This window comes from Streptomyces sp. NPDC050997, assembly GCF_040660135.1.
In the GTDB taxonomy this organism is placed as follows: Bacteria; Actinomycetota; Actinomycetes; order Streptomycetales; family Streptomycetaceae; genus Streptomyces.
Genome location: NZ_JBFAGK010000001.1, coordinates 306,586 through 333,387, shown reverse-complemented (window position 1 = coordinate 333,387; position 26,802 = coordinate 306,586). Strand labels below are relative to the sequence as shown.

Here is a 26,802-nt window from a genome sequence, read left to right as displayed (position 1 = left end):
CGTCACCCCCACGTCGGGTGTCGTCACGCCCCCACGGCCGCGAGCAGCGGCATGCGGGCCGCTTCGTACCGCTTCAGCAGCACCCGCGCCACCTCCGGCGACGGGCCGAGCACCTCGGCCAGGACGTCCGCCTCGGCCGCGCCCCGGGCGATCCGGTCGGGGAGGAAACCGGGCGCCAGGACATACGGCGCGACGGCGACCCGCTCGCAGCCGAGGGCGCGCAGCTCTCGTACCGCGTCCTCGGTTCGGGGAAGAGCAGCGGAGGCGAACGCAGGTCGCACGGCGCACCAACCGGTGTGCCGCCACTCCCGCGCGATTTCAGCGATCACTGCGATCGCCTCCGGGTCGGTGGACCCCGCCGAGGCCAGTACGACCCCGGTCGAGGACTTGTCGGCGGGCGTCAAGCCCGCCTCGTACAACCGCCGTTCGAGGGCGGTGAGCAGCAGCGGGGAGGGGCCGAGCACCTCCGCCTGCCGGATCCGCAGCCGCGGCGGCGCGTCCCGCAGGACCGCCGGGATGTCCGACTTCGCGTGGAAGGCACGGGTCAGGAGGAGGGGGAGCGCCACAATCTCTCCCACGTCCTGTGCCGCCAGCGACTCCCACACCCCTTGCACGGACGGGATGTTGAATTCCAGGAAGCCGGTCTCCACCCGTACGTCGGGGCGCAGGGAGCGCACCCGCCGGACGAGGGCGTGCACCGTCGCGGCGTGCCGCGGGTCGCGGCTGCCGTGGGCGATGACGAGAAGAACCGGCTTCTTGTCCATGGGGCTCAGCTCTTCACCAGCAGGCCTCGGGTGCGCAGCACCCACCGCTCCAGCGGACTGAAGATCAGCAGGTCGATCGCGATGCCGACGAACAGGATGAGCACGATGGCCAGGAAGACCGTCGCCATGCTGCTGTTCGTACGGCCCACCTCCAGCAGCTGGCCGAGGCCCACGCCCAGATCCGGCGCCTGCGCGATGATCTCGGCGGCCATCAGCGAACGCCAGGAGAACGCCCACCCCTGCTTCAGCCCCGCCACATAGCCGGGCAGCGCCGCGGGCATCACGATGTGCCAGGTACCGCGCAGACCGGTCGCCCCCAGCGTCCGTCCCGCGCGCAGGATCAGCGGCGGCACCTGGTCGACGCCGGACACCAGGCCGTTGGCGATCGACGGCACCGCGCCGAGCAGGATCACCGCGTACATCATCTCGGGCTTCAGCCCCAGCCAGATCACCGCGGCCGGCACCCAGGCCACCGACGGCAGCGACTGCAGGCCGGACAGGATCGGGCCGATCGCCGCGCGCACGAACTTCACCCGTGCCACGACCAGGCCGAGCGGCGTGCCGATGACGAGGGCGAGCAGGAAGCCGAACAGACCCCGCGAGACGCTCGTCCAGATGTACTCGAGCAGCGTGCCCTTGAGCCACGCGTCCTCGACCTCGGCCCACACGGCTCCGGGTGAGGGCAGCTTCGACGGATCGTCGACGATCTTCAGGGAGATCAGCCCCTGCCAGACCACCAGGACGACCATGATCGCGATGATCGGCGGCAGGATCTTCTCGCGGAAGGTCTGACGGAACGGCGGCCGTCCGGTGACCGAGCTCTCCAGCGCGTCGAGGCCCGCCTCGATGCCGGCCAGCGCGGAGCCGTTCTTGCCGCTCCCGTCGGTCGTCTTCGTGTCAGTGCTGGCCATGGCGGCGGATCTCCCCACGCAGTACTTCGGTGATCTCGACGGACAGCTCTGCCACGGGCGCGTCCTCGATGCGGCGCGGCTGCGGGATCTCGACCGTCCACTCGCGCGCGATCCGGCCCGGCCGGGAGGACAGCAGCACCACGCGCTGCGCGAGCCGTACCGCCTCGCGCACGTTGTGCGTCACGAAGAGCACGGACACGCCCGTCTCCGCCCAGATGCGCGTCAGTTCGTCGTGCAGCACATCCCGGGTGATGGCGTCCAGGGCCGCGAACGGCTCGTCCATCAGCAGCAGGTTGCTCTCCTGCGCGAGCGCCCGGGCCAGCGCCACACGCTGGCGCATACCGCCCGACAGCTCGTGCACCCGCTTGCCGTACGCGCCCTTCAGCCGGACGAGTTCGAGCAGCTCCTCGGTCCTGGCACGGCGTTCGTTCTTCGGAACTCCCCGCAGTCGCAGGGCGAGTTCGATGTTCTTGCCCGCGGTCAGCCACGGGAAGAGGGCGTGCTCCTGGAACATCAGGGCCGGGCGGCCGGTGGTCGTGATGGACCCGGCGGTGGGCTCGTCGAGCCCGGCCACCAGGTTCAGCAGTGTGGACTTGCCGCAGCCCGAGGCCCCCAGGAGGGTGACGAACTCGCCCGGTGCGACATCGATGCTGATGTCGTCCAGCACGAGCTGTTGCCCGGCGGGGCCCGCGAAGGACTTCGAGACATGCTCAATGCGCGCCGCGTGCTCCACCGTCTCGGCGGCCTTGGCGAAGGTCGTGGCCATGGTCGTCACCTCCTGGGAACTCATCGGGTCAGCGGTCAGTTCGTGCCGAGGCCGGCGTCGTCGACCGCGCTGCCACCCTCGGCCTTGAGGACCTTGTTGAGGGGAACGAGGTCGTAGATGCCCTTCAGGTCGGGCTTCTCCAGCAGACCGGCCTTGACGGCGTGCTCCGCCTCGGTGTTGAGGGTGGAGGCCAACGGGTCGTTGGTGAACTGGATCGACTTCCACGCGGGGTCCAGGACCTCGGCCGGCAGCGCCTTGCCCGAGTCCGCCTCCAGCTGCTTGTTCGCCGCCGCCTTCGCCGCGTCCGGGTTGGCGTTGATCCACTTGTTGGCGTCGACGGAGGCCTTCAGCACGGCCTCGACGGCCTTCGGGTGCTCCTTGAGGAAGTCCTGCCGCACGATGATGTTCGTGATCACGAACTTCTTGTCCGGCCACAGGTCCGCCTCGTCGAGCAGCACCTTGGCGCCCTCGGCGACCAGCTTGGACGCGGTCGGCTCGGGCACCCACGCGCCGTCGATGGAGCCGGACTTGTAGGCGTCCGGGGTGACCTTGTTGTCGGTGCGGACGACCGAGACGTCGCCCTTGCCGCTCTCCGCGTCGACCTTCCAGCCCTGGTCCGCGATCCAGTTGAGGAACGCCACGTCCTGCGTGTTGCCCAGTTGGGGAGTCGCGATCTTCTTGCCCTTGACGTCCTTGAGGGACTTGATCTTCTTCGGGTTGACCACGAGCTTCACGCCGCCGGACGCCGAACCGCCGATGATGCGCAGGTTCTTGCCGTTCGACTTGGTGTAGCCGTTGATCGCCGGGGACGGGCCGATCCAGCCGATGTCGATCGACTTGGAGTTGAGGGCCTCGATCTCGGAGGGGCCCGCGTTGAAGATCTGGTACTGGGCCTTGGTGGCGCCGAGGGACTTCTGGAAGTACCCCTTCTGCACACCCACCAGGGCGGTGCCGTGCGTCAGGTTGCCGAAGTATCCGATCTTGACGGAGTCGAGACCGTCGATCTTCTTCGCCCCGGCGGCGACCTTGGCGGTGTCGTCGTCCTTGGCCTCGGAGCCGTAACCGCAGGCGGCGAGGGTGAGCAGGGGCAGGGCGGTCATGGCGGCTATGCCGCGACGCAGCAGGGATGAGCGGTTGGCAGGCACGGGAGGCGTTCCCCTCGTTGGCCCGGCGGTCACGGTCTTTCAGGTCGTGGCCGGGAGGTCGGCAGGTTTTCGTCTACGGCGGTGGGGGGTGCGGGCGCGCAGGCAGTGCGCGTACGTCAGCGCACACATCGCGCCACCCCGCCCTGCCCGCTGCCGAGGTCACCGCTGCCGACGCGGCCGCCCTCCTTCGCGAACGAGGAGTAGAAATCGATGGAGTTCATGTCAGAAGTCCCACCCGTCGTCCTCGGTGGTGTCCTTGACGGGCTCCGGGGACGCGAACGACTCGCCGACCATGCCCGCGGTGAGCGTGGTGCCGTCGTTCGGGTCGATCAGGATGAACGAGCCGGTGCGCCGGGAGTCCGCGTAGGCGTCGACCGGCAGCGGCTCGGCGGCACGGATCTTCACCCGGCCGATGTCGTTGGCGACGAGCTGTCCCGGATGCGGGTGCAGGGACAGGTCGTCGAGCGTGAGCCGCGACGGGATGTCCTTGACGATCGCCTTCACCGTGCGGGTGCCGTGCTTGAGCAGCACCCGGTGGCCGACGGTCAGGGGCGCGTCGGCGACATGGCAGACGGTCGCCTCGATGTCCTGGGTGGTCGGCGGCGCGTCCTTGCTGGGCACGATCAGGTCACCGCGCGAAATGTCGATGTCGTCCTCCAGCAGGAGGGTCACCGACTGGGTGGTCCAGGCGACGTCGACCCGCGTGCCGAGCAGGTCGATGCCGGAGATCTTCGTGGAGCTGCCGGACGGCAGCACCGTGACCTGCTCGCCGACCCGGAAGGAACCGGCGGCGATCTGGCCCGCGTACCCCCGGTAGTCGGGGTGTTCGGCGGTCTGCGGCCGGATCACGTACTGCACGGGCAGCCGGGCGTGGCAGTGGCTGAGGTCGTGGGCGACCGGCACGGACTCCAGGTGCTCCAGGAACGTCGGCCCGCCGTACCAGTCCATGTTCGCCGACGGTTCCACCACGTTGTCACCGGCGAGCGCCGAGATCGGGATGGCGGTGACCTCGGGGACACCCAGCTCGGTCGCGTACGCCGTGAACTCCTCGGCGATGCCCGCGAACACGGTCTCCTGGTAGTCGGCCAGGTCCATCTTGTTGACGGCGAGGACCACGTGGGGGACGCGCAGCAGGGCGGCGATCGCGGCGTGCCGGCGGGTCTGTTCGACGACGCCGTTGCGGGCGTCGACGAGGATCACCGTCAGTTCGGCGGTGGAGGCGCCGGTGACCATGTTGCGGGTGTACTGCACATGGCCGGGGGTGTCGGCGAGGATGAACCGGCGCTTCGGGGTGGCGAAGTAGCGGTAGGCCACGTCGATGGTGATGCCCTGTTCCCGCTCGGCCCGCAGGCCGTCGGTCAGCAGCGCGAGGTCCGGGGCCTCCTGGCCGCGGCTCGCCGAGGCGCGCTCGACGGCTTCCAGCTGGTCGGTGAGGATCGACTTGGAGTCGTGCAGGAGGCGGCCGACGAGGGTGGACTTGCCGTCGTCGACGGAGCCGGCGGTGGCGAACCGCAGCAGGGTGGTCTCCGAGAGTTCCTCGGTCGTGAGCGTGCTCATGCTTAGAAGTACCCCTCGCGCTTGCGGTCTTCCATCGCGGCCTCGGACATCTTGTCGTCGGCGCGGGTGGCGCCGCGTTCGGTGAGCCGGGAGGCGGCGATCTCGGTGATCACGGCATCCAGCGTGGTGGCGTCGGAGTCGACGGCGCCGGTGCAGGACATGTCGCCGACCGTGCGGTAGCGCACCAGGCGCTTCTCGACGGTCTCGGTGTCCTTCGGGCCGCCCCACTCGCCGGCCGTCAGCCACATGCCGGCCCGCTGGAACACCTCGCGTTCGTGGGCGAAGTAGATCTCCGGCAGCTCGATGCCCTCGCGGGCGATGTACTGCCACACGTCGAGTTCGGTCCAGTTGGACAGGGGGAAGACGCGGACGTGTTCGCCGGGAGCGTGCCGTCCGTTGTACAGGTTCCACAGCTCGGGCCGCTGACGGCGCGGGTCCCACTGCGAGAACTCGTCCCGCAGCGAGAAGACCCGCTCCTTGGCGCGGGCCTTCTCCTCGTCACGGCGACCGCCGCCGAACACCGCGTCGAACTTCTCTGCCTGGATCTTCTCCGTCAGCGGAAGCGTCTGCAGTGGGTTACGGGTGCCGTCCGGGCGCTCCTTGAGGACACCCCGGTCGAGGTAGTCCTGCACGGACGCGACATGCAGCCGCAGACCGTGCTTGTCGACCGCGCGGTCCCGGTACTCCAGCACCTCGGGGAAGTTGTGCCCGGTGTCCACGTGCAGCAGCGAGAAGGGGACCGCCGAGGGAGCGAACGCCTTCAGCGCCAGGTGCAGCATGACGATGGAGTCCTTGCCGCCGGAGAACAGGATCACCGGCCGCTCGAACTCGCCCGCCACCTCACGGAAGATGTGCACCGCCTCGGACTCCAGCGCGTCCAGGTGCGACAGGGCGTGCGGGGTGCCCGTACCGTCCTCGACCTGGGTTGCGGTCGTCGTCATGCCAGTCCCCTCTCGGTGAGCAGCGCGTGGAGCGCGGCCGCGGACTCCTGGACGGTCTGGTGCTGCGACTCGATGCGCAGATCGGGGGAGACGGGCTCCTCGTACGGGTCGTCGACCCCGGTGAGCCCGGTCAGCTCGCCCGCCGCCTGCTTGGCGTACAGACCCTTGACGTCCCGCTCGCTGCACACGTCGACCGGGGTCGCCACATGCACCTCGACGTACGCCGCCCCGCCGTCCTGGTGGCGCCCCCGGACCGCCTCGCGGCTGTCGGCGTACGGCGCGATCACCGGGACCAGCACCTTGACACCGTTACGGGCCAGCAGTTCGGCGACGAAGCCGATGCGCTGCACGTTGGTGTGCCGGTCCTCGCGGGAGAAGCCGAGGCCCGACGAGATGAACTCGCGGATCTCGTCGCCGTCGAGCACCTCGACGAGGTGGCCCGACGCGCGGAGCCTGCCCGCCAGCTCGTACGCGATGGTGGTCTTGCCGGCACTCGGCAGACCCGTGAGCCAGACGGTGGCTCCGGTCGTCACTTGGTTCTCCTGATTCGTCGACAGCACAGTGGTCATCCGTGCAGTCCGCACTCGGTCTTGTTGCGGCCCGCCCAGCGGCCGGCTCGCGCGTCCTCGCCCTCCAGGACGCGGCGGGTGCAGGGCGCGCAGCCGACGGAGGGGTAGCCGTCCATCAGCAGCGGGTTGGTGAGGACACCGTGCTCGGTGACGTACGCGTCCACGTCGTCCTGGGTCCAGCGGGCGATCGGGGAGATCTTGACCTTCTGGCGCTTCTCGTCCCAGCCGACGACCGGGGTGTTCGCCCGGGTCGGGGACTCGTCGCGGCGCAGCCCGGTCGCCCAGGCCGAATACTCCTTGAGGCCTTCCTCCAGCGGCTGGACCTTGCGCATCTTGCAGCACAGGTCGGGGTCGCGGTCGTGCAGCCTGGGGCCGAACTCGGCGTCCTGCTCGGCGACCGTCTGCCGCGGCGTCAGCGTGATGACGTTGACGTCCATCACGGCCTCCACGGCGTCCCGGGTGCCGATGGTCTCCGGGAAGTGGTAGCCGGTGTCGAGGAAGACCACGTCGACAGGGGGGCCGCCCTTCCTCGCCCTGGACGCGAGATGGGCCACCACCGCGTCCTCCATCGAGGAGGTCACGCAGAAGCGCCCCCCGAAGGTGTCGACCGCCCACTGGAGGATCTCCAGCGCGTCGGCGTCCTCCAGGTCGCGGCCCGCCTGCTCGGCGAGCGCCTTCAACTCCTCGGTCGTACGGGCTTCCTGAGCCGTCGTCATATCTGGTCCCGTCCGTTGTCGGCCCGCTGAACACCCCGGGCCAGCAGCCCGAGGAACTTCAGCTGGAATGCGCGGTTGCACGCCGCGCATTCCCAGGCACCGTGACCTTCGTCGTTCGGACGCAGGTCCTCGTCGCCGCAGTAGGGGCAGTAGAAGGGGGCGGCCCGCTCGCTCATGAGAGGGCCTCCTCGGATGCGCGCGCGGCCCAGGCGGCGAAGCGCTCACCCTCCTCGCGCTCCTCCTGGAAGCGCTTGAGGACCCGCTCGACGTAGTCGGGGAGCTCCTCGGAGGTGACCTTCAGACCGCGCACCTTGCGGCCGAAGCCGGGCTCCAGACCCAGCGCGCCGCCCAGGTGTACCTGGTAGCCCTCGACCTGGTCGCCGTTCTCGTCGAGGACCAGCTGACCCTTGAGACCGATGTCCGCCACCTGGATACGGGCGCAGGCGTTCGGGCAGCCGTTGAGGTTGATGGTGATCGGCTCGTCGAACTCCGGGATGCGGCGTTCCAGTTCGTCGATCAGCGCGGAACCGCGCACCTTGGTCTCGACGATGGCGAGCTTGCAGTACTCGATGCCGGTGCAGGCCATGGTGCCGCGCCGGAACGGGGAGGGCTTGGCGGTCAGGTCAAGGGCCTCAAGGGCCTCGACCAGCGACTCGACCTGGGCCTCCTCGACATCGAGCACGATCATCTTCTGCTCGACGGTGGTACGGACCCGGCCCGAGCCGTGGGCCTCGGAGAGCTCGGCGATCTTCGTGAGCGTCGTGCCGTCCACGCGGCCCACCCGCGGGGCGAAACCGACGTAGAAACGGCCGTCCTGCTGCCGGTGCACGCCGACGTGGTCGCGCCAGCGCTCCACGGGCGCGGCGGGCGCGGGGCCGTCGACGAGCGGGCGCTTGAGGTACTCGTCCTGCAGGACCTGGCGGAACTTCTCCGGGCCCCAGTCGGCGACCAGGAACTTCAGCCGGGCGCGGGTGCGCAGGCGCCGGTAGCCGTAGTCGCGGAAGATGCCGACCACGCCCGCCCAGATGTCCGGGACCTCGTCCAGCGGAACCCAGGCGCCGAGCCGGACGCCGATCTTCGGGTTGGTGGACAGGCCGCCGCCGACCCACAGGTCGAAGCCGGGGCCGTGCTCGGGGTGCTCGACTCCGACGAACGCCACGTCGTTGATCTCGTGGGCGACGTCCAGGAGCGGGGAACCGGAGATCGCGGTCTTGAACTTGCGGGGCAGGTTGGAGAATTCCTTGCTGCCGATGAACCGCTTGTGGATCTCGTCGATGGCCCAGGTGCCGTCGATGATCTCGTCCTCGGCGATACCGGCGACGGGCGAGCCGAGGATCACGCGGGGCGTGTCACCGCAGGCCTCGGTGGTGGACAGACCGACCGCCTCCAGGCGGTCCCAGATCTCGGGCACGTCCTCGATCCGGATCCAGTGCAGTTGGATGTTCTGCCGGTCGGTGATGTCGGCGGTGCCGCGCGCGAACTCCTGCGAGATCTCGCCGATGACCCGCAGCTGGCGTGTGGTCAGCCGGCCGCCGTCGATGCGGACGCGCAGCATGAAGTACTTGTCGTCCAGCTCCTCCGGCTCCAGGATCGCGGTCTTGCCGCCGTCGATCCCGGGCTTGCGCTGGGTGTACAGACCCCACCAGCGCATCCGGCCACGCAGGTCGTTGGGGTCGATCGAGTCGAAGCCGCGCTTCGAGTAAATCGTCTCAATACGTGTCCGCACATTGAGACCGTCGTCGTCCTTCTTGAACTGCTCGTTGCCGTTGAGCGGGGTGTGGTGCCCCGCGGCCCACTGACCCTCACCGCGGTGACGGCTCACCTTGCGGCGGGGAGTCGCGTCGGCAGGCTTCTGCGGGGTGGCGGCCATGGTTGATACGTCCTTCGGGACAGGCGGGTGAGCTGCTCTGACCTGCGCATGTGGGCGCATGGGTGTACGTGCGCGGCGTTGCGCAGGAATGAGCCTAAGGAAAATGTCGGGCTGTGCCGGGGCTGTCAGCTCGCCGGACAGATGGCGCTGGACATGCGGCCGAGGTCGACGTGCCGCCGACTCACCAAGGCAATTCCAGTTCCAGACATGACGGAAGCGTGTCATGGCGATCTGGACACAGTCCAGCTTTGTCCATCATGCGGACACCCTTGTCCCGAATCGCGAGACTAGGGTGTTGTCGGTCACATGGCGGGTGTGCGGTCTTGTCCGCGCAGGTCAGACAGGGTAGGCGCCAGGCCAGGGGCCCGGTGCCGCCACCTGCGGCTTCTCCTCGACCTTGGTGTCGAAGAGCTTGAAGCCGCGCCGCAGGTAGTTGTCCATCGCGTGCTCGCCGTCCAGGCTGCAGGTGTGCAGCCATACCCGCTTGGTCGGCGGTACCCCGGGCTGGCGGTCCGCGAGGTCCCAGGCGCGGGCGGCCCCGTACGACAGCAGATGCCCGCCGATCCGCCGCCCGCGGAAGGCCGGGATCAGGCCGAAGTAGGCGATCTCCACGACCCCGTCGTCCTGCGCGTCCAGTTCCGCGTACCCGGCGGGCGTCCCCCGGTCGTAGGCCACCCAGGTCTCCACGCCCGCCCGGTTCAGGTGCTCCTGCCACCGGGCGTACGTCCAGCCCAGCCGGTCGATCCAGCGGACGTCCCCGCCGACGGACGCGTACAGGAAGCGGCTGAACTCGGGGGAGGGGACCTCGGAACGCACGATCCGCACATCCCCCTCCGGCGCGGCGGCCGGCAGGAGGTCGGTCGGGGAGGTCTGCTCCAGGGACCAGGTGGTCACGGGGGTGTTGGTCATGACGGTCAGGGAATCACGAGCCCGATCGGTCTGTCGATCGCCGCCCGGCCTAAGCGTTGGACGCGCCCGGCCGAAGCGTGTGAGCTGCCCGGCCGAAGCGCGTGAGCCGCCTGGCTACTCCAGGGCCCTGTCCATCGAGGCCAGCGGCAGCGCGAAGAGCATCCGCTCCGACTGGGTCCAGACCTCACCGCTCTCCTCCCAGTAGGAGAGGGACGGTGTGTCCGGGCTCCAGCAGTTGCGACGCTCCTCGGACCCGCACCGGGTGGCCTGCGCGCCGTCCTCGGTCTGCCGCCACAGCGTGCCGTGCCCGTCGCCCGAGCCGGCGCGGGCCACGAACCAGTTGTCGTGGTACGACAGGACGCCCCCGACGTCGGAGCCCTCGGTCCGGTACGCCTCGGTCGGACCGGTGCGGCCGGTGGTGTCGGTGGCCAGCAGTCCGGACCAGGAGGTCTGCGTCGAGGCAGTGGAGAAGGAGTAGCGCCACAGGAGGGTGGGCCGGTCGCCGTCGTCGGCGGGCCGCGAGCTCGCGACCAGGCTGTCCGGTGTCGTGGTGCGGTCCAGGGAGATGCTCTCGGGGCGGGCGGCGCTGTCCCCGCCGGTCAGCCGGTACGACCCGACGGCGGGCAGCACGTACTGGTAGCCGTGCGCCGACCAGCCGTCGCGCACCCGGCCCACCGCCTTCGCGTCCACCGTCGTGCGCTGGACCCGGTTCATGTCGTACACGTACAGGGCGTCGCGCCCCTCGTCGTCGGCGGTGACCAGCAGCTTGTCCTGGTACCAGACCATGCCGGACAGCCGCGAGCCGAGCGCCCGGTAGTCACGGCCGCCGTCGACCGGGACGACCAGCAGCACCGAGGTGTAGCGGAGGTGGCGCAGGTCGTTGGCGTCGACGAAGGCGACCCGGGCGAGATCGCGGCCGTCCGTGCCGGTGTCCTGGGTCCAGCCGGAGAGGATCACCCGGTTCTGGCCCCAGACGCCGTCGTCGTCGGCGTCCCCGGAGGTGGTGACCGCGCCGGCCCGCCAGGATCCGGCGTCGGCGCCGGTCCAGCAGTAGGCGCGGGTGGCGGCGGGCTCGACGGGCAGCGCCGCGCGTTCCTCACCCGTGCAGGAGTCCGGGTCACGCAGGCTGTCGACGGCGTTGTCGAGGACGGCGCCGACGCCTACCGGCCGGCCCATCGCCGAGGCGAGCCGGTCCAGGGAGCGCTGTGGTACCTGCTTCGCCTGGAGCCCCAGCGCGGCGGTGTCGGTGGCCGAGGAGAGCGGCTTCAGGGCCCCGGGGTTGCCGTCGACCGTGGCCTGCGAGGCGCTGATCATGGTCGCCGCGCCGGTCAGCGCGAGGGCGGTGCCGGCGAGGAAGGCGCGGAACGCCCTGCCCCGCTTGCGCCGACGGTGTCTGCCGCGCTGTTTCATGCGTCCTCCCGAGGCGGGCAACTGCGCCTGGTGATCCGTACGTTGACCGAGGAGCAGGTGGGGTGGCCCGAGAGGGATGCTACGGCAGTCGGAGCCCATGGGGGACGAAGACCCTGCAATTATGCGGAAGATGCACTCCTGGCGCGCTCAGGTGGTCACGACGGCTCAGATTGTTGGACGATCCGTGATGTTCTGTGCTGTTCCGGGAACCGAGTTGTCACGACGGCTCGGTGGCTCGTCAGGTCGGCTCGGTGGCCCGAGCGGTGACCACCGCCGGAGCGGTCGAGTGCGGCAACAGGTCGCGTGGGTCGGCGGGCAGGAGCACCTCGACCTCGGCGTTCTCACCGAATCGGTACGGCCGGTGCTCCAGCAGCCCCCCGAGATAGCGTCGTACCCGGGACATCTCGGCGCGCACCGTCACCGTGCGGGCCGGGTCGCCGAACATGTCCTCGGCCAGGCCCGCCGCACTGCGACCGGTCCGGTGCCGGGCCAGCAGGTACAGCAACTCGGCGTGCCGGGGCGTCAGTTCGTGGCTCCACGAGCCCGCGCAGCCCGACACGGTCACCGAACAGCGCCGGGACCGCGCCAGGTTCAGCGTGATCCGGGTACTGCCGCCGGTCACCGGCTCCTCGGTGACCCGGATCAGCCAGCCGCCCGCCAGCGGCTCCAGCGCGCACAGTCCGAGCGAGGGCAGCCACCGACGGCCAGGCGACGGCGACTTGGGCAGCGGTACCCGGTTCGTGTACGGCATCCCGGTCACCGTCGCGGTCCAGCCGTCCCGGTCCACCACCACGGCCCGCACGCCGAGCCCCGCCAGCACTGGGGCGCCCACCGCGCGCAGCCGCTCCAGCGAGGCCACGTGCAGCTCCCGCAGCCTCGACTCGGCGAGCTTGGCCACCGAGTCCACCCAGGCGAGCGTGGCCGGGTGCATGGTCTCCAGTGGTCCGCTGACGTCCACCACGCCGATCAGCCGACCGTCCCGCGGATCGGTGATCGGGGCGCCCGCGCAGGTCCAGGCGGCGTGCGAGCGCACGAAGTGCTCGGAGGCGAAGACCTGGACGGGACGCCGTACGACGGCCGGAGTGCCCACGCCATTGGTGCCGACGACGTCCTCCCGCCAGTCGGCGCCGAGTGCGAAGCCGAGCGCGTCGGCCTTGCGCAGCACGGGCGAACTGCCCTCACGCCACAGCACCCGGCCCTCGTCGTCGGCGACCACCATGATGTGGTGGGCGGCGTCCGCGACCGACAGCAGCCCCTCCCGCAGCACCGGCAGCACATGCCGCAGGGCCGTGGTCTCCCGGCGCCGCCGCAGCTCCTCGTGGGACAGCAGCCCCGATCTGAAGTCGTGGTCGGGATCGACCCCGCCGCGCAGCATCCGCCCCCAGGACTGCTCGATCACCGGGCGCGGCGCGACGGGCGCGCGTTGCCCGGAGAGCCTCGCGGAGCGGACCTCGCTCAGTACCCGTGCCGCCCGCGCCGAGTCCACGGCGGCGAGCTGCGTCACGTCGGTCGGCGAGAGCGCCACTGGTCCTCCCGGAGAAGGCTCGGAACAACCGGTGGGTGTCGTCTTTCGGCCACGGCCGACCGGTCCGTCTTGACTGTCTGTCTCATAGTGCCGCCTGCCCAGGGCGGAGGGACACAGTCCGCACACAGACACCAACAAGTTGCAACCCCTTGCAACCCTGGTGGTCGGCCGCACTGTGTTTGAAACTTGAGCGACGCCGCCCCCGGGCGGCGTCACCGGCCTGGAACGGGCCGGCGACGGGGGTGGTGCCGTGTCGGCGCAGCACCACCCCCGCGTTCCGCGCACGGACGCTCGCAGGGCGTGCCCACGGAGCGCTTATCAAGCCATCGACAGATCAAGCCATCGGCAGATCCGGCCGTCGCAGCCGTCGCAGCAATGGCAGCAATCGCAGTCATCGCGGCCGTGGCGGGCTGCCGACGGCTCAGGAATCCGGCCGTGCCCGTTCCACCACCGACGCCAGGTCCAAGGTGCTCGGCAGGGTGCCGAACGCCGCGCCGCCGTCACCGCCCAGGCGGGCCGCGCAGAACGCGTCGGCGACCTCCGACGGCGCGTACCGCACGAGCAGTGAGCCCTGGAGCACCAGCGCGAGCCTCTCGGCCAGCCGCCGCGCCCGTCCCGCAACGCCCTCCAGATCGCCGAGCTCGGACAGCAGGTCCTTGACCGCCGCGTCCAGCCGGTGATCGGCGCCCCGGGCCTTGCCGACCTCCACGAGGTAGGCGTTCAGGGCCTGCGGCTCCCGCTGCAACACCCGCACCACGTCCAGCGCCTGGACGTTCCCGGCGCCCTCCCAGATCGAGTTGAGCGGCGACTCGCGCACCAGCCGGGGCAGGCCCGACTCCTCGACGTACCCGTTGCCGCCCAGGCACTCGGCGGCCTCCACCGCCACCGACGGGCACCGCTTGGTCACCCAGTACTTGGCGGCCGGCACGGCGATCCTGAGCAGCGCCCGCTCCTGCTCGCCACCGTCGTCGTAGGCCGCCGCGAGCCGCAGTGCGAGGGTGGTCGCCGCCTCGGACTCCAGGGCGAGGTCGGCCAGCACGTTGCGCATCAGCGGCTGGTCGACGAGCGGGTCGCCGAACGCCTCGCGGTACGTGCAGTGGTGCACGGCCTGCGCCACGGCCTGCCGCATCAGGCCCGCCGACCCCAGCACACAGTCGAGGCGGGTCGCCGCCACCATCTCGATGATGGTGCGTACCCCCCGCCCCTCCTCGCCGACCCGGCGCGCCCAGGTCCCGTCGAACTCGACCTCGGCGGAGGCGTTCGACCGGTTGCCCAGCTTGTCCTTGAGCCGCTGGATCATGAAGACGTTGCGGTCGCCGTCCGCCAGCACACGCGGCACGAGGAAGCAGGTGAGCCCCTCCGGCGCCTGCGCCAGCACCAGGAACCCGTCCGACATCGGCGCCGAGCAGAACCACTTGTGCCCGGTCAGCTCGTACGTCCCGTCCTCCGCGAGGGGGGTGGCGGCCGTCGTGTTGGCACGTACGTCGCTGCCGCCCTGCTTCTCCGTCATGCCCATCCCGAACAACGCCCCGGCCTTGAGGGAGGCCGGTCGCAGCGCGCGGTCGTAGACCATGGACGTCAGCCGCGGCTCCCACTCCGCGGCGAGCGCGGGGTCGGTGCGCAGGGCGGGCACCGCGGCGTGGGTCATGGACAGGGGGCAGAGGTTGCCGGCGTCGACCTGCGTCCACACCAGGAACGCGGCGGCCCGCCGGACATGCCCGGCGGGCTGTGTCCAGGCCGCGGTGAGGCCCGCCGCGACGCCCTTGCCGAGCAGTCGGTGCCAGGCGGGATGGAAGTCGACCTCGTCGAGGCGGTGGCCGTGGCGGTCGTGGGTGCGCAGCCGCGGCGGGTTCTCGTTGGCCTGCGTCCCCCACTCCTGCAGCTGTGCCGAACCGGAGGCCCGGCCGAGCGCCGAGAGGTCGCCGCGCACCTCGTCGAGCAGATCGGGGTGGGTGTGCCGCTCCACCGCGGCCGTCAGGGCGCGGTCGGCGGTGAAGACGTCGTATCCGACCAGCGGCGGAGGCTGATTGGTCACGGTGTGGGTGCTGCCTGCCATAAAGGGAACCTACCCCCCAATGGCGGAGGTCATCGCCATGACAGGGCGCGGGGCGGCACGGGTGGGTGAGGCGGGCGGTACGGTCCACGGCCGCACGGCCCGCCTCACCCGGTCCACTCCCCGGGCCCTGTCATGACGATGGCCTCCGGCGATGACCTCAGGCGAGGCCCTCAGGCAAGCCCTGCCAAGGCCGTCGGCACCTCCGCTTCCTTGAGGTCCGAGGGCCAGCCCTCGCGGTAGACGGTGTCGAGGTAGCGCTCGCCGAGGTCGGGTGCGAGGGCCACTGCCGTGAGCTCGCGGCCGTCGTGCCGGGCGAGCCACTGGCCGGCCCCGCTGACCACGGTCCCGGTGGAACCGCCGAAGAGGAAGCCCCGTCCGGCCAGCAGACGGCACACCCGGACCGTGTCCGTCTCCTCGACGTGGACCACGTCGTCGACGTACGACTCGTCCAGCAGCGGCGGCGGCACGCTGGTGCCGAGCCCGGGAATCATCCGCCGGCCCGGGGTGGCGCCGAAGGTCACCGAGCCGACACTGTCGACGGCGACCACCCGCACCCGGCGCCCCCACTGCCAGAACCAGCGGGCGCAGCCCATCAGGGTCCCGGTGGTACCGGCGCCGACGAACAGGACGTCCAGGTGCGGGAAGCGGCGGGCGATGGCGGGCGCGGTGGTGCGGAAGTGCGCCCGCCAGTTCCCCTGGTTGGTGTACTGGTTGAGCCACACGTATCTCTCGTCGGCGGCGCACAGCGCCCGCACGTACGCGATTCGGGCGCCCAGGAACCCCCCGTGCAGGTCCGGCTCGTCGATCATGTGGACGTGGCTGCCGAGCGCCTCCATCAGGCGGACGCTGGCCCGGTTGCAACGCGTGTCGGTCACGCACAGGAACCGGTAACCGCGGCTCGCCGCGATCATGCCGAGTGCCACGCCCAGGTTCCCGGACGACGACTCGACCAGTACCGAGCCGTGTCGCAGCCGGCCCTCGTGTTCGGCCGCGTCGACCATCTCGGCCGCGGCCTTCAGTTTGACCGACCCGGCGAAATTGAACCCCTCGCACTTCAGATACAGCGGAAGTCCCAACGCGGCCCGCAGGTCGACGTAGAGCTCCTCCTCGTTGAACTGCGCGGGATCGGAAATGACGGGCATGCTGCCCCCCTCCTCGTGCACCACATGCCGCCGGTCAGCCGTACCGGCGCAGCTCGTGGAAGAACCCCTCGACGACGCGCAGTTCGCCCTGCCGGGCCACCTCGTCGTGGACGAACCTGCCGACCGCGAGGTCGAGCACCCCCAGCCCGAAGGGCGAGAACACCACCGTGCGGTCCGTCGGGACGGCGACCCGCCCGGTCAGTACGTCGTCAAGCGTGCCGTCCACGAACTCCCGGCTCCCGGTGACCTGTTCGGCCAGGTGCGGGGAGGTGTCCGCCTTCAGACAGTGCTCGACGTCGTCGACGAAGTTGGCGGACCCGAGCAGGATCTGCGGTGCCAGATCCCTGAGCGACACGTGCAGCACCAGCGGATGGTGCGCGAACCACAGCGGATCGTGGACGTGCGGCGCGGACGCGACCGTCGCGAACACCACCAGGTCGCTCGACCGGACGAGGGATTCGGTTTCCTCGTGCACGGTGATCCGCCCCTGCGCGCCCGACCGCTCCAGGTATCCCCGGAAGCCTGCCGCGCTGTCGGCGGACAGGTCGTACACGCCCGTCTCCTCGAACTCCATGCCCGTGGCGGTGAGATGGGTGTGGATGTAGCGGGCGATCAGACCGGTGCCGACGAATCCGACCCGCCGAGGCCGCTCCCGCCCGGCGCTGAGCCGGTGGGCCGCGAGCGCCGCCGAGGACGCCGTGCGGGTGGCGCTGATGACCGAACTCTCCAGACAGGCATACGGATAGCCGGTGTCGGGGTCGTTGAGGATCAGCACCGCCGACGCCCGCGGCAGCCCCGACCTGATGTTCTCCGGGAAGCTGGAGACCCACTTCACACCGTCCACCCGCAGCGGCCCGCCCAGCGAGGCGGGCAGCGCGATGATCCGCGAGGAAGGCCGGTCCGGGAAGCGCAGGAAGTACGACGGCGGGTTCACCGACTCACCGGCACCATGCAGCCGGTAGACGGCCTCCACGAGGTCGCCGATCTCCGACTCCCGTCCGTGCAGCGCCTGTTGGACCTGCTCACCGGTCAGCACCGCGAACGGCGGCACGCTCTGTACGGTGCTCATACGGTCCTCACCTCGCAGTCGGAGCGGTGCACCGGGTCGCCCAGCGCGGCCAGCACCTCGCGCGGGCCGTCGAAGGGCTCCCGGCTGTGCGCGGAGCGGATGTTGTCGACGAGCAGCAGGTCACCGGCGTGCCACGGCTCGCGCACGGTGTGGGCCTCGTACACCTCGTTGATCGTGCGGACGATGTCCTCGTCGATCGGGTCGCCGCCGCCGAAGCGGGTGGTGAACGGCAGTTCGTCGGGCCCGTACACGTCCACCAGGTACTCGCGGACCTCGGGATCCATCGTCCACTCGCTGAGGAAGGCGATCTGGTTGAACCAGCAGCGGCGGCCGCTGACCGGGTGGCGGATCACGGCGCTGCGGTGCTGGCTGGTGCGCAGGGAGCCGTCGGGCCGCCATTCCCAGGCGATGCCGTGGCCGCGGCAGTAGCGTTCCACGGCGCCGCGGTCGTCGGTGCCGAAGGCCTCGGCCACCGACGCGCCGATCTCGTCGTTGTACGTCCGGTTCAGCAGCCAGCCCTCCCGTTCGAACCGTTCCGTCAGTTCGACGGGCAGCGCGTCGAGCACGGCCGAGCCGTCGGCCACGCAGGTCGCGCCGCCGGTGCCGGGTGCCTCCAGGCAGGCGAACAGCAGCAGGCCCGGGAACTCCAGCGCGTAGCTCAACTCGTGGTGCATGCACATCTGTTGGTTGGCCGGCCACTTGGTGGAGGAGTACACGCCGTCCGCGTACCGGCGCCGGGGCGCGAAGGGTTCCCGGTCGGCCATCAGGGGGCCGGCCAGCCGACGGAAGACGGCTTCCGTGCCGACGGCGTCGGCCAGGCCGAGCCCGCGGACCAGGACCGAGCCGTGCCCGGCGACCGCGGCCCGCAGTGCGTCGCGGTGCACGGCGGTCCAGCGCGCCGGATCGCCGGCGGCATCGGCGTGCACAAGGGGCGGACTGCCGGGTGCGAGCTTGACGTCGGGCAGCAGCGTCGGAGGCGAGGACGACATCTCGGTGTTCCTTTCGGGTGGTGCGCTTGAGCGGTCGATCGGGGATGGGCGCCCGCGGTTCACGAGGCCGGTCGTTCGAGGAGCCCGGCCAGGTCCGCGAGGACCGGATGGCGGGTGACGTCCTTGAGGGTGATCGCCCGGTCCAGGGCGATCGCCAGCTTCACCGCGGCCAGCGAGGTGCCGCCGCGGTCGAAGAAGTGGTCGAGGCGGCCGATCCGGTCCGCGGGGACACCGAGCACCTCGGCCCAGGCGGCGGCCATCCGCCGCTCGTCCGGCGTCCCCGGCAGGTCCGGCGTCCCGCTGTCCTCGTCGTTCCCCGCGTCGAGGTCCTCGGCGAGCGCGCTGAGCGTCCGGCGGTCGGTCTTGCCGTTGGCGGTCAGCGGCAGCCGCTCTCGCCAGTGGACGACCGCCGGGACCATGTACGCGGGCAGCGAGGCGGCCAGCCGCTCCCGTACCGTGACCGCGCCGACGGGCTCCGGGCCGGTGCAGAACGCCGCCAGCCGGGTGCCGCGCACCACGACCACCGCGCCGTCCCGGACGCCGGGCACCCGCAGCAGCGCGTTCTCGATCTCGCCGATCTCGATCCGGAACCCGCGGATCTTGACCTGGCTGTCCCGGCGGCCGAGGTACTCCAGCTTCCCGTCGGGCAGCCAGCGCCCGTGGTCGCCGCTGCGGTACAGCCGCTCACCGGGCCGGTACGGGTCATCGGTGAACGCGGCCTTCGTGCGCTCGGGATCGTTGACGTACCCACGGCCGACACAGACCCCGGAGAACACGATCTCGCCGGGCGCCCCCAGCGGCACCGGCGTCAGATCCTCGTCGACCACGTACACCCGCACGTTGGCGATCGGCCGCCCGAGCGGCACCCGGTCCTCGTCGGGCACCCGGAGCATGACCTCGTGGTTGGTGTCGTCCGAGGTCTCCGTCAGCCCGTACGCGTTGGCCAGCGGGATCCCGGGCCGGGCCGCGAACCAGCGCTCGACCAGCTCCTTCTTCACCGCCTCGCCGGTGACCGACACACAGCGCAGGTCCGGCAGTTCACGCGGCCGCTGCTCCAACTCGTCGAGTACGGCCTCGAGATACGACGGCACGAGCTGGAGCACGTTGGCCCGCCCCCGGACGACCGTGTCCACGAACCGGGGCACGTCCAGGATCGTCTCCTGACCGACCAGCAGGGTCCGCCCGCCGGCCACCGGCGCGGCCAGCAGCTGCCACAGGGAGATGTCGAAGCACTGGGGCGCGGTCTGCGCGACCACGTCCCCGGCGCCGATACCGAGGTCGTCGAGCTTGGCGAGCACATGGTTGAGGAACCCGGCGTGCTCGCACATCGCGCCCTTGGGCTCACCGGTGGAGCCGGACGTGAAGTAGATGTAGGCGAGTTGACCGGCCGGGACGGGCACCTGGAGATCGCCGTCCGGGTGGGCCTCGGCGTACGCGGCGTCCACGAACAGGGTCCGGGCCGTCCCCTCGACGGCGGTGTCGCTGCCGCGCTCGGTGAGGACGAGGTCGCAGCCCGCGCGTTCGAGCGTGGCCGTGACCCGCGCGGCCGGGAAGTGCGGCTCGACGGGCAGATACACCCCGCCGGCCTTGAGGACGGCCAGCACGGCCGCCATCCAGTCCAGGTTCCGCTCCATCACGACGGCGACCACGCCCTCGCGCTCCAGGCCCCGCGCCAGCAGGGCCCTGCCCAACTGGTTGGCCCGGGAGTTGAGTTCGGCGTACGTCCAGCACCGTTCGCCCTCGACGGCGGCTACCGCGTCCGGGTGGGCGGCGGCGCGCTCCTCGAACAGTTCGTGGACCCGCCGGTCGGGCAGCTCCCGGCTCGGGCCCGCCAATCCCTCCAGCTGGTACCGGAGTTCGTCCTCGGACAGCAGGCTTCGCCGCTCGGGTTCGGCGAGGGCGGTGAGGTGGTAGCCCGCGACCCGGGCGGCCGCCTCGGCGTCCAGGAGATCGGTGCGGTACCGCAGCCGCAGCGTGCGGCCGGTGACACTCACCCGCAGCCCGGAGTCGTCGGTGCCGGTCTCGCTCTCGCCGGACAGCGCGGCCAGCACCCTGATGTGGGCGGCGAGCAACTCGGCGGGCCCGCCTGCCACCCCCGCCGGAAGCGTTACCTCGTACTCGGCCGTACCCGGCACCGGGTCGAGCGCCCAGCGCGGAACTGTTGCCATGTCTGATTCCCCCATTGTCCTTGCTGTTGTGCTGGTTACGCTTGTTGCGACAGTTGCGGGTGTTGTTCCTGTGGCGCTGTGTTGTTCTTACGAGCGCCTCTGTGCAGCCGCGGGATTGCCGCCCCACCGCGCCCCCGGCGGCATCTCCTCGCCCTTCATCAGGAAGGAGTCGGGAGCGAGTACGGCGCCGTCTCCCATCGAGACGCCGTAGTGCACGAGCGCGCCGGTCCCGAGCGTGCAGCCGGCGCCGATCGTGATGTGGTCGGACTTGAAGGTGCCGTCCTCCTGCGAGTGGGCCTGCACCTTGGTGTGCGCGGCGAGTGTGCAGTCGTCGCCGATCGCGGTGAGCGTGCGCTCGGTGATATAGCAGCCGTCGTCGAAGACCCGGCGGCCGAGCCGGACGCCCAGCAGCCGCCAGACGAGGTTCTTGAACGGGGTCCCGTTGAACACCATGAGGTGGTTGTCGGGCACCTTCCACAGCCGTTCCTGCCACCAGAAGCGCGGGTCGTAGATCGAGCACAGCAGGGGCCGCAGTGGCCGGAAGCGCCCGATCAGCCGTTCCACCAGGACGTAGTAGAGGGCGGTGAACGCCAGGGCGGCCATCAGGTAGGCGCCGATCAGCGGGCCGCCGACGGCGTCGTGGACGCCGTACAGGTCGACGGCGGCGAAGCCGAGCACGGTGAGGCCGAACGAGTGCAGCCAGCGGATGAACAGGAACAGCCCCATCGAGCGCAGGTTGTAACGGTTCTTCGCGCTGAGCCGGCGGTGCAGTTCGTCGCCCTCGCGGAGATGGTCGAAACGGGTGTCGCGCTCCACCGAGCGCGGGATCTCGAAGGGGGGCGAGCCGAGCAGGCCAACGCCCTCGCGGAGTTCGCCGTCGAGCGGGACCATCACCTTGGTCGCCAGCAGACAGTTGTCGCCGGTGCGGCCGCCCGCCGGATAGGCGATGTGGTTGCCGAGGAAGTTGTGCGGACCGATCGTGGCGCGTGAGACGCGGAAGGACGTGGCGGAGAAGTCGGCGTTCACGATCGACAGCCCGTCGGCGACCATCGTGCCGCTGCCGACGGTGGCCAGATAGGGCGTCTCGTGCTGAACCTCCGTACCGAAGTTGGAGCCGGTCTGCTCCACCGTGGAGAGGTCGTACCCGAGGGCCCGCAGATAGGGGACGATGTACGAGCTGTCGCCGCACAGCCACTTGAAGAACTTGATGTTGGTCAGGCGGGCGATCGCCCGGTGCACCGAGTAGTGGAAGCCGTACAGCGGGTAGACCCGGTCCGGGCGCAGGAACGGCCGCAGCAGCCGGGGCACCAGGGTCACGACGGCCACACCGACGACCAGGAAGCCCGTGAACAGCGCGAGGGACAGGACGAGTGCCTCGACGTAGAAGCGGGCCGAGGCCAGGTCCTGGGAGTCCGGGGCGAACAGCACCTCCAGTTCGGGGGCCACGGTGAGCAGCAGATACGCGCCGCCGAGGCCGAGCGGGACGTACAGCAGCAGGGTCTGGAGCAGGCCCGCCAGTCCGTATCCGAACCGGCGCGCGGTGGAGCAGTGCGCCGGCGGGATCCGGACGTGGTCGATGTCGGTGGGCTGGGCCGGTGAGCCGTGCCAGCGCTGTCCCGCCGGGACCGTGAGGCCGTCGTACAGGGCGGAGGCGTGGCCGAGCTGGGAGTCGTCGCCCATCGTCGTGCCGATGTCGAGGACGGTGTTCTCGCCGACGTACACCCCGCTGCCCAGGGTGACGCGACCGGTGCGGATCCGGCCGGCGCGCGCCTCGTAGCACAGGAAGTGGGAGTCCTTGCGGATCACCGTGCCGGCGCCGACGGTCAGCAGGTCGGTGCAGACCGGTACCGAGCGGGACAGGATCGTCACGCCGGGGCCGATGCGCGCGCCCAGTGCCCGCAGGTACAGCACGTACAGCGGGCTGCCGACGAACAGGATCATCGGGTTGGCCTGCAGCAACGCCTTCACCGTCCACCAGCGCAGGTGGGCGAGGCTCCAGACCGGGAACTCGGTCTCCTTCCAGCGGCCGACCAGCAGCCACTTCGCCAGCACCGGAAGGGCGCAGGCGGCGGCGAACAGGGCGCTGCCGAAGACCACCGAGCGGCCGTAGACCGCGGCCACGCCGTCGCCGCCGGAGACCCAGTCGTAGCCGCGGGCGGTGGCTGTCCCGGCGAGCAGGCAGTACCCGGCGAAGACGAGGAACTGCAGGGTCCCGCACAGTACGTACCGTGCGGTGCTGCCCGGTTCGGGCGGCTCGGCCGAGACGGTGACGGGTGCCTCGGCCGGTGTCTCTGCGAGAGCCGCCGCCAGTCGGCGGATCGTCGGATGCCCGTAGATGTCCCGCATGGACACCGACGGCAGGTCCGGGCGTTTCCTGACCCGGGCGCAGAAGTGGGCCATGACGAGCGAGTTGGCGCCCAGATCGTCGAAGAAGTGGCTGTCGACCGGAATCTGTTCCTTGCGTACTACACCGGCCAGTACCTCAGCGAGAACGCTTTCGGTGCCGGCGCCGGAATTTCCCCCCACGGGCGCTCCTTGATGCTGTTTCTGATGTCGTACATGAAATGCGAAAAGATGAGACAGAAGAGGAACGTGATGCCCGCGTGAAAGGGGTGAGATGGCCACGGGATGCGATGGTGCCCTGGTCAGGGGCCGCTTCGAGCAGTCGAATTCTTGCGAGGAATTCATGAACGCTTCAAGGGCATTTCGGTCATTGGCGCTTTTTCGGCGGCGCACTTCGAACCGATCGAACGGGTTTACGCTCGGATTCTGTCTCCGACCAGGGATTTCAGTGGACGGTCGGCGGGTTCGCTCTCACGGGTTCCGTCTTTCGGGTGCGACATTTAGGCCAACGCGGACATGACAGAAAAACGGTTCGATTTACTAATGAACGATCATCTCGCGCCCCGGTCTCGCGGGCGGGACACCGCGGGATGAGTGGAGCGCCGCGCGGCGGATACCGTTAGATCGTGCAGCCAGCAAGTGAATCCCCCGAACCGCCCGCCTCCGGCCGTCTCCACCGGGCGCGCGCCCTCTACCGGAACGTCTCGAAGCGCAGGACCGCCTGGCTGTTGATCAAGGACACCGTCAACTCGTGCATGGAGTACCGGATCCTGGGCCTGGCGGCCGAGGCCGCGTTCTTCACGCTGCTGTCCGTGCCGCCGCTGCTGCTCAGCATGATCGGGCTGCTCGGCTACGTCGACGACTGGACCGGTGCCGACACCATCGCGAGCGTGGAGACCAACCTCCTGGAGGCCTCGCGCACGGTCCTGTCCGACAAGGGCGTCACACAGATCGCCCAGCCGATCCTGCACGACGTGATGAAGGGCGGCCGGCCCGACGTCATCTCCATCGGCTTCCTGTTCGCCCTGTGGTCGGGCTCCCGCGCGGTGAACGTCTTCATCGACACCATCACCGTGATGTACGGCCTCGACGGCGTCCGGGGCATCGTGAGGACCCGCCTGATGGCCTTCCTGCTGTTCATCGTGGCGCTGCTGATCGGCTCGATCGCGCTGCCGCTGATGGTGGCCGGGCCGGACGCGGTGGTGAACATCCTGCCGTGGTCCACGACGGTCGTACAGGTGTTCTATTGGCCTGTCGTCATCGTGCTGTCCATCGTCTTCCTGACCACGCTCTACCACGTGTCGGTGCCCGTGCGCTCCCCGTGGATCGAGGACGTGCCCGGCGCCCTGGTCGCCCTCGGCATGTGGGTGCTCGGCAGCTTCCTGCTGCGCATCTACCTGACCAACACCGTCGAGGGCCCCACCATCTACGGCTCGCTCGCCGCGCCCGTCGCCGTGCTGCTGTGGATCGGCGTGTCCGCGTTCGCCGTCCTCGTCGGCGCCGCGGTCAACGCGGCCATCGACCGGGTCTGGCCGGCCGCCGCGACGGCCGCGGCCCGCGCCGCCAACGAACGCCTGCGTGAGGCCCAGGTCGCCGAGTACGTCGCCCGCGCCGCCGCGGCCCGCGAGTCCGACCCCAACGCCCCCTACGACCCCGACGACCCGGACATGCCCTCCGAGTTCCCGGAACGCTGGTCCCGCTTCCTGCCCCCGGAAGACGTGACCTCCCGCCTGCGCACCCACGTGAAGAACCCCCACCCACCGCACAAGCCGGAGGGTTCCTAGCGAGCGGGCGCCGGGCGGGCCGCGTAGGCGCCGGCGCAGGGCACGGAGGGCCGGGTGGCCGGCCTGCCCACGGCGTAGCCTGGCGTACGTGTACACGGAGTGGGCGTCCCGGCAGGCCGGGGCGGTGGTGTGGACGAACACCCCGTCCGGGACCGGAACGCGGTCCGTTTTGCCCGACGGGTGCATGGATCTGCTGTGGAACGAGGGGCGGCTCCTGGTCGCCGGGCCCGACACACGCGCGTACGTCACTCCGGGCGCCCCGAGCAGCTGGGCGGGCGTCCGCTTCTACCCCGGCACCGCGCCCACCCTCCTCGGGGTGCCCGCGCACGAACTGCGCGACCGGCGCGTGGCGCTGTCCGACCTGCGGCCGGCCTCCGAGGTGCGGCGGCTCACCGCCCAGGTGAACGCGGCCGCCGACCCGGCGAGCGGCCTGGAGGAGGTGGCCCTGCGCTGGGCCTGGGCCGCAGAACCTCCCGACCCGCTGCTACGGCGGCTCGTCACCGCCCTCGACGCGGGCCGCCCGGTCGCCGCCACCGCCGACGAACTCGGCGTCGGCGCCCGCCAGTTGCACCGCCGTTCCCTGACGGCCTTCGGCTACGGCCCCAAGACCCTCGCCCGCGTGCTACGACTGCAACGCGCCCTCGCGCTGGCCCGCGCCGGGGTCCCCTTCGCTCAGACGGCGACCCGGTCCGGGTTCGCGGACCAAGCCCATCTGGCAAGAGACGTACGGGAGTTGGCGGGTATGCCGCTCAGCCGGCTACTGGCCCGCTCCGGGTAGCGGCGCGAACAGGTCGACGCCGTTGCCGTCCGGGTCGAGCACCACGGCGTACCGCTGCCCCCAGACGGCGTCCCAAGGCTTCAGCTCACCGTGGTGACCGGCGCCGACCAGGGCCTCGTACACGGAGTCGACCTCGGACGGGCTGTCGCACCGCAGCGCGAGCGAGGTGCGCCCGCCCCCGGTCGGCGGCCGCCACCCGGGCAGGAAGGACCGCACGGTCTCCTCCGTGTCGAGCAACAGCCGCAACCCGCCGGGTAGTTCGGCCTCGGCATGGGGCGCGTCCTCGGCCCCCTCGGGGAACGCGAAACCGAGACGGCGGTAGAAGGCGACGGAGGCGGCCATGTCGGAGGTCACCAAACCGATGGCATCGAATCGTGGACTCATGCGGCCACGTTAGGCAGCGCCACGGCGGAACGTCTTGAAAGAATCGGACACCGCCGCGCGCAGTCGACCTCCGAATTCAGCACCCCCGCGTTGTCGGCGAGCCTCAGGAAAGCGGACCAGCTGGCGGGGGTGACGGTGAGGTGCGGGGTGGTGGGGGTCGAGGTGCACGACAGCGGGGGAGGCGTACCGGCCGGGGTCATTGCGTGATCGAGATCTGTCCGGGTTATGGCGAGGTTGCGCAAGGAGGCCATGGCACGGGGCAGGGTGCCGCTGCGGACCTTGGAGTCGTCCTCGCGGAACGTGCGGTCGCGCAGGTGGCGTCGAAGACGCTCAGGCTGGTGATCAGGTAGACCCGCTCGATGGTCAGCTTCCCGGTGCTCAAGTTGCGTCGCCACCGTACGACTTGGATCGCCTGACGGGCGCCGGGGTGGTCCAGGTGGTGCGTTTATCGCAGCTGCGCAGGCTCCTCCTCGGCGGTCAGGTGGACGAGTTGCTTGGAGTCGTCCCACAGCTTCGCCGCGCGCTGCTCGTCATGTGGGAACTTGCGCGGTGTCCGCATGAGCCGTCACACATCGCACGTGTCCTGTGGACTGCCGCACAGCGAGCGGATCTGACGGTGGGTGTGTCAGGTGATGGTGGCGACGGGTTCGACTCCGTAGGTTCGGGCGTAGCCGTTCTCGGTGCCGACGAGGAGATCGATGACCTCGAAGTAGCGGTCCCAGAACGGGGTTTCGCGCAGTGCGTCGATCAGGAGCTGGTAGGCGTGGTGGTCTTCGGCTTCCCACACCCAGACGTCGGTGACGCGCGCGGAGTAGAACTCGGTGTCGTAGAAGCGTGACCGGACGCCGGTGGTCTTGGCCTTGATGGCCGGCATGACCTGGGTGGTGAAGGCGTCGACGCGTTCCTGGACGGTCAGGGCGAGCCACTCGGGTGTGGTCTTGACCAGAATGAAGGCCGTGACGGGTGGTTCAGTCTTTTCAACAGACATCAGGGTGCCTCCGAAGTG

General features: G+C 70.5%; 24 protein-coding genes. 2 read left to right on the top strand and 22 right to left on the bottom strand.

What is annotated here, in order from left to right; translation table 11 throughout:
• Positions 1–23: 23 nt before the first annotated feature.
• The 20 genes from AB0H86_RS01500 to AB0H86_RS01405 all read right to left on the bottom strand — a co-directional run bounded on the left by AB0H86_RS01500 (position 24) and on the right by AB0H86_RS01405 (position 23,033).
• Positions 24–764, bottom strand: coding sequence for a sirohydrochlorin chelatase (locus tag AB0H86_RS01500; RefSeq protein ID WP_362431525.1), 741 nt, complete (start codon positions 762–764; stop codon positions 24–26).
• 5 nt (positions 765–769) lie between these two features.
• The gene (locus AB0H86_RS01495; RefSeq protein WP_362431523.1) at positions 770–1,675 is read right to left on the bottom strand and encodes an ABC transporter permease; all 906 of its coding nucleotides are present in this window, start codon (positions 1,673–1,675) and stop codon (positions 770–772) included.
• A complete protein-coding gene (locus AB0H86_RS01490) occupies positions 1,662–2,465 on the bottom strand; it encodes an ABC transporter ATP-binding protein (protein WP_362431521.1) in 804 nt (267 codons plus the stop codon). The genes AB0H86_RS01495 and AB0H86_RS01490 overlap by 14 nt, the downstream gene beginning before the upstream one ends.
• An 11-nt stretch (positions 2,466–2,476) precedes the next feature.
• A complete protein-coding gene (locus AB0H86_RS01485; RefSeq protein WP_362431519.1) occupies positions 2,477–3,586 on the bottom strand; it encodes an ABC transporter substrate-binding protein in 1,110 nt (369 codons plus the stop codon).
• A 222-nt stretch (positions 3,587–3,808) separates the two neighbouring features.
• Positions 3,809–5,143, bottom strand: a complete 1,335-nt coding sequence (locus AB0H86_RS01480; RefSeq protein WP_362431517.1) for a GTP-binding protein — start codon at positions 5,141–5,143, stop codon at positions 3,809–3,811.
• Positions 5,144–5,145: 2 nt separating this feature from the next.
• Positions 5,146–6,084 (bottom strand): sulfate adenylyltransferase subunit CysD, encoded by a 939-nt coding sequence (gene cysD, locus AB0H86_RS01475; RefSeq protein ID WP_362431514.1) that lies wholly within the window; start codon positions 6,082–6,084, stop codon positions 5,146–5,148.
• Positions 6,081–6,653, bottom strand: a complete 573-nt coding sequence (gene cysC / locus AB0H86_RS01470) for an adenylyl-sulfate kinase (protein WP_362431512.1) — start codon at positions 6,651–6,653, stop codon at positions 6,081–6,083. Before cysC ends, cysD begins: the two co-directional genes overlap by 4 nt.
• Complete coding sequence (locus AB0H86_RS01465) at positions 6,650–7,369, bottom strand: phosphoadenylyl-sulfate reductase (RefSeq protein ID WP_362431510.1); 720 nt, start codon at positions 7,367–7,369, stop codon at positions 6,650–6,652. Before AB0H86_RS01465 ends, cysC begins: the two co-directional genes overlap by 4 nt.
• Positions 7,366–7,545, bottom strand: a complete 180-nt coding sequence (locus AB0H86_RS01460) for a hypothetical protein (RefSeq protein ID WP_362431508.1) — start codon at positions 7,543–7,545, stop codon at positions 7,366–7,368. Before AB0H86_RS01460 ends, AB0H86_RS01465 begins: the two co-directional genes overlap by 4 nt.
• The gene (locus AB0H86_RS01455; protein WP_362431506.1) at positions 7,542–9,239 is read right to left on the bottom strand and encodes a nitrite/sulfite reductase; all 1,698 of its coding nucleotides are present in this window, start codon (positions 9,237–9,239) and stop codon (positions 7,542–7,544) included. Before AB0H86_RS01455 ends, AB0H86_RS01460 begins: the two co-directional genes overlap by 4 nt.
• A gap of 125 nt (positions 9,240–9,364) precedes the next feature.
• Positions 9,365–9,448 carry a putative leader peptide gene (locus AB0H86_RS01450; protein ID WP_309486338.1) on the bottom strand — a complete coding sequence of 28 codons (84 nt, stop codon included), beginning with the start codon at positions 9,446–9,448 and terminating at the stop codon, positions 9,365–9,367.
• Between the two features lie 127 nt (positions 9,449–9,575).
• Positions 9,576–10,148: a GNAT family N-acetyltransferase gene (locus AB0H86_RS01445; RefSeq protein WP_362431504.1), complete on the bottom strand. Its 573-nt coding sequence runs from the start codon at positions 10,146–10,148 to the stop codon at positions 9,576–9,578.
• 114 nt (positions 10,149–10,262) lie between these two features.
• Positions 10,263–11,558: a hypothetical protein gene (locus AB0H86_RS01440; protein ID WP_362431502.1), complete on the bottom strand. Its 1,296-nt coding sequence runs from the start codon at positions 11,556–11,558 to the stop codon at positions 10,263–10,265.
• Positions 11,559–11,796: 238 nt separating this feature from the next.
• Positions 11,797–13,083, bottom strand: a complete 1,287-nt coding sequence (locus tag AB0H86_RS01435; RefSeq protein ID WP_362431500.1) for a GAF domain-containing protein — start codon at positions 13,081–13,083, stop codon at positions 11,797–11,799.
• Positions 13,084–13,504: 421 nt separating this feature from the next.
• On the bottom strand, positions 13,505–15,139 hold the full coding sequence (locus AB0H86_RS01430) for an acyl-CoA dehydrogenase family protein (RefSeq protein ID WP_362431498.1): 1,635 nt from the start codon (positions 15,137–15,139) through the stop codon (positions 13,505–13,507).
• A gap of 170 nt (positions 15,140–15,309) precedes the next feature.
• Positions 15,310–16,281 (bottom strand): 2,3-diaminopropionate biosynthesis protein SbnA, encoded by a 972-nt coding sequence (gene sbnA / locus AB0H86_RS01425; RefSeq protein WP_362431496.1) that lies wholly within the window; start codon positions 16,279–16,281, stop codon positions 15,310–15,312.
• A 34-nt stretch (positions 16,282–16,315) separates the two neighbouring features.
• Positions 16,316–17,350, bottom strand: coding sequence for a 2,3-diaminopropionate biosynthesis protein SbnB (gene sbnB / locus AB0H86_RS01420; protein ID WP_362431494.1), 1,035 nt, complete (start codon positions 17,348–17,350; stop codon positions 16,316–16,318).
• The gene (locus AB0H86_RS01415; protein ID WP_362431492.1) at positions 17,347–18,339 is read right to left on the bottom strand and encodes a TauD/TfdA family dioxygenase; all 993 of its coding nucleotides are present in this window, start codon (positions 18,337–18,339) and stop codon (positions 17,347–17,349) included. The genes sbnB and AB0H86_RS01415 overlap by 4 nt, the downstream gene beginning before the upstream one ends.
• Before the next feature lie 59 nt (positions 18,340–18,398).
• Entirely contained in the window at positions 18,399–20,507 is a 2,109-nt protein-coding gene (locus AB0H86_RS01410; RefSeq protein WP_362431490.1) for a non-ribosomal peptide synthetase, read from the bottom strand.
• An 87-nt stretch (positions 20,508–20,594) separates the two neighbouring features.
• A complete protein-coding gene (locus AB0H86_RS01405; protein ID WP_362431488.1) occupies positions 20,595–23,033 on the bottom strand; it encodes a Pls/PosA family non-ribosomal peptide synthetase in 2,439 nt (812 codons plus the stop codon).
• A gap of 443 nt (positions 23,034–23,476) precedes the next feature.
• On the opposite strand from AB0H86_RS01405, the gene AB0H86_RS01400 reads away from it, so the two are divergent.
• Positions 23,477–24,634: a YihY/virulence factor BrkB family protein gene (locus AB0H86_RS01400; RefSeq protein WP_362431486.1), complete on the top strand. Its 1,158-nt coding sequence runs from the start codon at positions 23,477–23,479 to the stop codon at positions 24,632–24,634.
• An 88-nt stretch (positions 24,635–24,722) separates the two neighbouring features.
• On the top strand, positions 24,723–25,412 hold the full coding sequence (locus AB0H86_RS01395) for a helix-turn-helix domain-containing protein (RefSeq protein ID WP_362431484.1): 690 nt from the start codon (positions 24,723–24,725) through the stop codon (positions 25,410–25,412).
• On the opposite strand, the gene AB0H86_RS01390 is transcribed toward AB0H86_RS01395, so the two are convergent.
• Together AB0H86_RS01390 and AB0H86_RS01385 are read right to left on the bottom strand one after the other, a co-directional pair.
• On the bottom strand, positions 25,392–25,796 hold the full coding sequence (locus AB0H86_RS01390) for a VOC family protein (RefSeq protein ID WP_362431481.1): 405 nt from the start codon (positions 25,794–25,796) through the stop codon (positions 25,392–25,394). The two genes, AB0H86_RS01395 and AB0H86_RS01390, sit on opposite strands and share 21 nt — an antisense overlap.
• A 625-nt stretch (positions 25,797–26,421) precedes the next feature.
• On the bottom strand, positions 26,422–26,784 hold the full coding sequence (locus tag AB0H86_RS01385) for a darcynin family protein (protein ID WP_362431479.1): 363 nt from the start codon (positions 26,782–26,784) through the stop codon (positions 26,422–26,424).
• Positions 26,785–26,802: the final 18 nt, after the last annotated feature.